Annotated in this window: 7 protein-coding genes; all 7 read left to right on the top strand. The window is 59.6% G+C overall.

What is annotated here, in order from left to right; translation table 11 throughout:
* Positions 1 to 65 precede the first annotated feature (65 nt).
* The gene (locus tag HMPREF0576_RS04305; protein WP_004010840.1) at positions 66 to 3,095 is read left to right on the top strand and encodes a type I restriction endonuclease subunit R; all 3,030 of its coding nucleotides are present in this window, start codon (positions 66 to 68) and stop codon (positions 3,093 to 3,095) included.
* Between the two features lie 69 nt (positions 3,096 to 3,164).
* Positions 3,165 to 3,542 (top strand): helix-turn-helix domain-containing protein, encoded by a 378-nt coding sequence (locus HMPREF0576_RS04300; RefSeq protein ID WP_004010839.1) that lies wholly within the window; start codon positions 3,165 to 3,167, stop codon positions 3,540 to 3,542.
* Positions 3,539 to 4,213, top strand: coding sequence for an ImmA/IrrE family metallo-endopeptidase (locus HMPREF0576_RS04295; RefSeq protein ID WP_004010838.1), 675 nt, complete (start codon positions 3,539 to 3,541; stop codon positions 4,211 to 4,213). Before HMPREF0576_RS04300 ends, HMPREF0576_RS04295 begins: the two co-directional genes overlap by 4 nt.
* Before the next feature lie 414 nt (positions 4,214 to 4,627).
* On the top strand, positions 4,628 to 5,407 hold the full coding sequence (locus tag HMPREF0576_RS04290; protein ID WP_004010837.1) for a sigma factor-like helix-turn-helix DNA-binding protein: 780 nt from the start codon (positions 4,628 to 4,630) through the stop codon (positions 5,405 to 5,407).
* 5 nt (positions 5,408 to 5,412) lie between these two features.
* On the top strand, positions 5,413 to 5,658 hold the full coding sequence (locus HMPREF0576_RS04285; RefSeq protein WP_036324516.1) for a hypothetical protein: 246 nt from the start codon (positions 5,413 to 5,415) through the stop codon (positions 5,656 to 5,658).
* Complete coding sequence (locus HMPREF0576_RS04280; RefSeq protein WP_004010835.1) at positions 5,655 to 6,062, top strand: hypothetical protein; 408 nt, start codon at positions 5,655 to 5,657, stop codon at positions 6,060 to 6,062. The genes HMPREF0576_RS04285 and HMPREF0576_RS04280 overlap by 4 nt, the downstream gene beginning before the upstream one ends.
* Positions 6,055 to 7,191, top strand: a complete 1,137-nt coding sequence (locus HMPREF0576_RS04275) for a DUF2800 domain-containing protein (protein ID WP_004010834.1) — start codon at positions 6,055 to 6,057, stop codon at positions 7,189 to 7,191. The genes HMPREF0576_RS04280 and HMPREF0576_RS04275 overlap by 8 nt, the downstream gene beginning before the upstream one ends.
* The last annotated feature ends 15 nt before the right edge of the window (positions 7,192 to 7,206 follow it).

Raw genomic sequence — 7,206 nt, 5'->3', positions numbered from 1 at the left:
AGGCGGTATCGCAAGCAGGTTATTAACGATGTGGTGACGGGCAAGGTCCGCGTTAGTGAGGAGGCATGATGGATACGTCGGAGCGCAGGTTTGAGTCCGAGATCGAATACTGGCTGACTACCCAGGGATCGGATTTTGACCGGTTTGAGACGCGTGACCCGCAGGGTTTTGATCGCGAGCTGTGCCTGTATCCAGCTGACTTGATTGAGTTCGTGAAAACAACGCAACCGGATCAATGGGCCAAACTGGAACGCACTTACCGGGGTAACGCGGAGCAGAAGTTTCTGAAGCGTGTCGCTGCGCAGCTTGATCAGCGTGGTGTGATCGACGTGCTGCGCCGTGGCATTGAGGATGTGGGTGCTCGGTTCAAGCTGGTGTACTTCGCTCCCGGCACCGACTTGAATGAGGTTCTTGCTGAAAAGTACTGGGCGAACGAGATGAGCATCGTGCGCCAGCTACGGTATTCAACGCGTAACGAGAACTCGGTTGACACGGTGCTGTTGGTGAACGGCATCCCAGTGGTGACACTCGAGTTGAAAAATCAGCTGACTGGGCAGACCTATCGTGATGCGATCCGACAGTACAAGATGGACCGTTCCCCGTCGGAAAAGCTCTTCGCCCTGGGTAAACGCGCGGTGGTACACTTTGCGGTTGACACCGATGAGGTGTGGATGACTACGAAACTTGCCGGCCAAGATACGGTGTTCCTGCCGTTCAACCGTGGTTTCAGCAACGGTGCTGGTAATCCGCCGGTGGAGGGCAAGTTCAAGACGTCCTACTTGTGGGAGCAGGTGCTTGCGAAAGACTCGTTGCTCGACATTCTGCACCGGTTCGTGCAGTTCGTGCCCGGCAAGACCCCTGAGGGGCGTCCGGCGAAGTCGAAAGACAAGGTGATCTTCCCGCGCTTCCACCAGCTCGATGCGGTCCGCAAACTCATCGCGGACGCGAAGGCGAACGGTGCTGGGCACAACTATTTGGTGCAGCATTCGGCGGGCTCGGGCAAGTCGAACACGATCGCGTGGCTCGCTCACCACTTATCGAATCTGCACGACGACCAGCAGCGGGTGGTGTTCGATTCGATCATCGTGATCACCGACCGGCGCGTGTTGGATAAGCAGCTCCAAGACACGGTGTTTTCGATGGATCACACAGCAGGCGTCGTCGTAAAGGTTGATAAGAACGCCCGCCAGCTCACTGATGCGCTGGGTCGGGGTGCTCGGATCATCATTTCGACGTTGCAGAAGTTCCCGTTCGTTGACGTGTCCAACATCGCGACGGCTGGGAAGCGGTTCGCGGTGATTGTGGATGAGGCACACTCGTCGCAGACCGGGCAGGCGTCTGAGCGGCTCAAGCAGGTGCTGGCTGACACTGTCCAAGCGGGTCAGGAGTCCGAGGCAGAGCTGCTGGATCGTTACGCTCGAGCTGAGGCTCAGGTAGAGGCCGAGGAGCTCGAGGTTGACGAACAGATCGCGGCGGATATGGCGACCCATGGACGGCAGGCGAACCTATCGTTCTTCGCGTTCACGGCCACCCCGAAGCAGAAGACCCTCGAAATCTTCGGCACCCCGACTCCTGGTGGCACGCCGCGCCCGTTCCATGTGTATTCGATGAAGCAGGCGATCGAGGAAGGATTCATCCTCGACGTGCTGGCAAATTACACCACCTACCAGACGTACTACAAGGTTGGTAAGGCCACCGCTGAGGATCCGGAGTACGCCAAGAAGCAGGCCAACAAGGCGCTGGGCAAATACTTAGCCCTGCATCCGCACAATCTGCGGCAAAAAGCCGAGATCATCATCGAGCACTTCCGCAGCAACGTGGCGCACAAGATCGGCGGCAAAGCCAAGGCAATGCTGGTGACCGGCTCCCGGTTGCACGCTGTGCGCTACTACTTCGCGTTCGCCAACTACATCAAAGCCAAGGGCTACACCGACCTGGGTGTGCTGGTGGCGTTCTCCGGCACCGTCGAAGACGATGGGCAGGACTACACCGAGGAGCAACTCAACGGCTTCCCCGAAGCCGAGCTGCCCGATCGGTTCGACACCGGTGAGTACCAGATCCTGTTGGTGGCCGAGAAATACCAGACCGGATTCGACCAGCCCCTGCTACAGACCATGTATGTGGACAAGAAGCTCCACGGGGTCAAGGCCGTGCAGACCCTGTCGCGGATCAACCGGATGTGCCCGGGCAAATCAGATACGTTCGTGTTGGACTTCGTCAACAGCGCTGACGACATTCAGGCGGCGTTCCAAGACTATTACGTGTCGACCTCGATCAGCGAGGAAACCGACCCGAACATCGTCTACGACCTCTACCACCTGATCGCCTCCTACCAGCTGTGGCGAGACGAAGAGATCGACGGATTCGCGACCGTGTTCTTCAGAGAGCAAAAGCAGCAGACCAACCTCGACTTCGGCAGGCTCAACGCCTACCTCGACCCTGCGGTCGGCCGCTTCGACGCGCTTGACGATGAGGAAAAGCTCGAGGTGCGCTCGGCGTTCAACAAGTTCAACCGCAACTACGAGTTCTTGACCCACATCATCCGCTTCGACGACGAGCAGCTGCATAAGTTCGCCGCATACGCGAAGCTGCTGACCCGCAAGCTCCACATCGACGGCGACCCTGCCCCACACCTGGATGATGAGGTCACCTTGCAGTACTACCGGCTCCAGTCGGTCTACGAGGGTTCCATCGACCTACAAGACCAGGTGGGTGAGTTGAACAACTCGCCCAAGCTGGGCATGCCCACCGAAGACGACCGCGAGCGACTCTCCAAGATCCTCGACTCCCTCAACGAACGATGGGGCACCGAGTTCACCAACATGGACAAAGTGCTCGAACAGGTCGCCGACGACCTCGCCCAAGACAACGAGATCCAGCTGCGAGCCCATAATCCGCTCGACCTGTTCAAGATCATCTACGACGAGAAGATGCCCGACGTCATGCTGGCGCGGATGACCCAGAATCACGACTTCTCCATGAAGTACCTGTCGGACAAAGCCTTCCGCGCCGACGTGGACGCGATCCTGCTCCCGCTCATCCACGACCGTCTCAACCGACCCCGGCACGAGGACAGCCAGCGAGACGGCTCCTGATCCGTAGACTTGCACCAGTTAACTTCACGTGTTAGCTTAGTTGCTAACAGACGTGAGGAGGCTGTTCCAATGACCAAATCAGAGAGCTTCGGTGCCTTCCTGGAAGCACATAGGAAGACGCAGGGCTTAACCATGCGCAAATTCGCGGACGCCATCGGTGTGACCGCTCCATACCTGAGTGACATCGAGAAAGGGCGCCGCGCTGCCCCGGACGGCAAGCTGGGGGACATCGCCGAGACATTGCGACTCTCCCGCTCCGAGAGGGAGCGGATGTATGACCTGGCAGCATTGACTCGCGAGAACCAGGTGTCTACCGACCTGTCGGGCTACATTATGCAAACCGACATGGCTCGCGTCGCTCTTCGCCGGGCGAAAGAACATGACCTGAGTGACCAGCAGTGGCGGGACATCATCGACATCATTGAAGGCGGGGAAGCTGACCAGTGAGCCTTGACCCCAAATACCTCAGTAAGGAGCGACTCGAGGCTCGCGCAGAGAAGGAGCTCGAGAAATTCGCCGGTGGCGCTCAACTGGTGGCGCCTATCCCGCTCGACGTCGACAGCTTCGCCGAGTTTCACCTGGGAGCGGCACTGGACTATCAGCGGCTTTCGTCGGACGGCAGCGTGCTTGGAATGTCGATCTTCCAGGAGCTGTCCATCCCTGTCTTCGAGTCTACCGGCGCAAGGGTTGACATCGTTTTTCCAGAACGAACAATCGTTATCGACGACGATGCCTTGCGTGACTCCCCGGACAGTCGACTGCGTTTCACGATTGCCCATGAGTGCGCTCACCTCCTCCTGCATCGGCATATCTACTACCGAGACCCTCGGATGAAGTGCAAGGGAGGAACAGGGTATCGCCCGTTCACTACTACCTCGGAGGGCGTTCGCGCCGACAACAAGGTAGACCGCGCCGAGTTCCAAGCCAACTACCTCGGGGCTGCGCTGCTCATGCCCCGCGACCCGTTCTCGCAGGCATTCACCGAGCTTGCCCCCGAAGGCTGGCGATCATTGGATGAGCGACGCAAGCGCCGTGTTGTCCGGGAACTCGCTAGGACTTTCGAGGTTTCTAAGCAGGCTGCCGCAATCCGCATCAAGAACCTGAAGCTCGCCGCGTAATTCATTCGCTACGAGTCGGGTTCTCTTTTTTACCCATTTTGTAAGCAACTTAGCTAACTAGTGAATGGGAGGTGTTATGGAAACAGTAAAGAACGCGGGAGGCAAAACGATTTGCCGTGTCGACCTAGAGCGTAGGCAGATCGAGATCGTCCATAAGGGATGCCTCTCCCGGCTCTGGTTCGACGACTGCGGGGGCTTTCATCAATGTCACGAACGACGGCCCCTACCTGAACCGCACTATCGATAACCCACTGAAACACAACTGAATACCGACATAAACAGTTCGATCCGCAGAACCGCTAGACGGGCAAGGATCACGCATCACCTCGACTTTGAGGCGCGTGAACCTGCCCGTCTTGCCGTTTCTGCGGCGTTGCGGACTCCTGCGGATCCCAATCCGACAGGAGATCCCCAATGTCCAAGCGTACGGACGCGCAGGAAACGCAGAACAACAACGCTGCGCTCACAATCCGCTTTAGGCACGAAGCCGACAACAACAAGCATGAATCCGTCACCGACGTCTACGAGATCGACTCTGGTGAGTTTGCCGTGATGGTGGAAACCGACCGGCGTGAACGCGCCGAACAGGCAGGCCGTCCGGTCGATGAGATCAAGCCGAGGTATCCGCAGCAGATTCTCGATGAACTGGCTCGGCAGGAAGAGGCCGTCTTCCACGAGGCCTATCGGGGTGATCGTGGCCCCGGCGCTCGCAAGTGCAGCTGCGGTGCCGGGTGCGGTCCGCGCCGTGGCTGCCGGGTGCCGAAAAACGCGCCGTGGTCGCTCGACTGGTTCATGGAGATCGACCGTGAACCGGAATTCGTTGTTGACAAGTCCGACGATCCATCTGCGGTTGTCGAGGATATCACCGCGTCGCCCGAAGACCAACTGATCGCCGCTGAAGACACCACTCGGAAGGCCCGCGAATTCCAAGCGCTGCGGGAGGCGATCGCTGGCCTGGAGGGCAAGCACAAACAAGTGATGGAGCTGATGCTCGCCGACGCGGACATGAAGCAGTCTGACGTTGCCCGCGCCCTGGGCCTGTCGCGAGCCCGGGTCTCACAACTGTTCAAGGAAGCAGCTGCGGTCCTTCGCGCAGCGGTGGAGGCGACGCGATTTAACACTTCCGATGGTGTCGGCAGTGGGGTGAAGGGAGCAGCCACCCGGGCCACTCCCACCAGTAAGGAAGGCAGGTGAAGGAGATGACCCAGCATCGGCTCAAGCTCCATATCGCCAAGCACATCCCCGATGATCCGGGGATCGTCGGCACCCGCACAGTCACCCTGCGCGAACGCATCATGCGCAAGCTCCTGGGCCGCAAGCAGCGCGTCACCATCGTCGTGCCCGGCAACTCGGTCAAACAGATCGACATCGCCGAAACCGACGACGATCTGATGGCGCTGGCCGACGCGGTCGGCGTCACCCACAAGGGCGGTGATGCGGCGTGAATGTCACCGACGCGAACAAGCACATCGCGGCACTCAACCGGATCGCCGAAGGCGTGACCATGCTCGCGGCCGCGATCGAGGAGACCGCGTGGGGCTCATTTGAGGATCATGCCGAGATGCCTGGTGCGCGTCCGATCGCCGCCGCCGGGCTCGCCCAACCCGACCTTGAGCAAGCAGCCGCCGAGTACGAGGCCACCCACCAGCAGTCACCCGAACCCGCACCTGAGCCGGATCCGGTGTCGCTGGCGCAGGTGCGTGGGGTGCTCGCCGGGCTCTCCAGCCAAGGCTTGACCGAGCAGATACGTGAGCTGATCGTCGCCACCGGCGCAGACAAGTTGTCGGTGGTCGACCCGGCCAAATACTCGTGGCTGCTCGACAAGGCGAAGGAGCTGTCCGATGCCTGACCAGCACTCGCTGCTCTCGGCGTCGGGTGCGCACCGTTGGCTGAACTGCCCACCCAGCGCAGTCCTGGAGTCACGCGAGCCGGATACCTCGTCGGCGGCTGCCGAACAGGGCACCGCAGCACACGCCCTCGCAGAGTGGAAACTGCGGCGCGCCCTCCACCAGGCACCAGCCTTCAAACCGGAATCCGACTGGATCGATACCGAGATGGAACACCTGACCGACGACTACGTCGCCTTTGTCCAGGAACACATCTCAATCGCGCGGGAAACCTGTGGTGATCCGCAGGTGCTGATCGAGCAGCGTCTCGACTTCTCCCACATCGTGCCGGGCGGTTTCGGTACCGGCGACGCCGTTATCATCGCTGAACCCACACTCCAGATCATTGATCTGAAGTACGGGCAAGGCGTGTTGGTTGAAGCCGAGCAGAACCCGCAACTCATGCTTTACGCCCTCGGAGCGCTCCATGCGTTCGGGAGCCTGTATGACATCGAGACGGTGGCGGTCACGATCTACCAGCCTCGCCGGGGCAACGTCGACACCTGGGAAACCTCCGTCGCCGAGCTCGAACACTGGGCTGAAACGGACGTGAAACCGAAGGCTGAGCTGGCAGCGGCTGGCGAGGGCGAGTTTTGTCCAGGGTCGTGGTGCCAGTTCTGCAAGATCACACCCACGTGTCGGGCACGAGCCGAAGCCAATCTTCAACTTGCCAAGCTCGAATTCGCCCCACCAGCAGAACTAACGGACGTAGAGATTGCTGACGTGCTCACACGGATTCCGCAGCTCAAAACCTGGGCGTCGGACGTCGAAGCCTACGCGCTGTCCAAGGCCGTCAATCAAGGGGTGGTCTTTGAGGGGTTCAAGCTCGTCGCCGGACGGTCGGTACGCAAATACACCTCCGAAACCGATGTTGCGAAGGCTGCTGAGGCTGCTGGCTATAGGGACATCTGGGATCGCAAGCTCATCACCCTCACAGCCATGGAAAAGCTGATGGGTAAACCCGCCTTCAACGAGATCCTCAGCGAGTACGTCACCAAACCTGCAGGCAAACCCACGTTGGTTCCTGCGTCCGATAAACGGCCAGCGCTCGACCTGGTGAGTGCGGCCACCGATTTCAGTAACGACAACTAGAAGAAAGAAGAAAGA

Origin of the sequence: Mobiluncus holmesii ATCC 35242 (assembly GCF_000185445.1) — a bacterium.
Taxonomy (GTDB): domain Bacteria; phylum Actinomycetota; class Actinomycetes; order Actinomycetales; family Actinomycetaceae; genus Mobiluncus; species Mobiluncus curtisii.
Note: the sequence above shows the minus strand (reverse complement) of the source record. Positions and strands in the feature narration are given on the sequence as shown.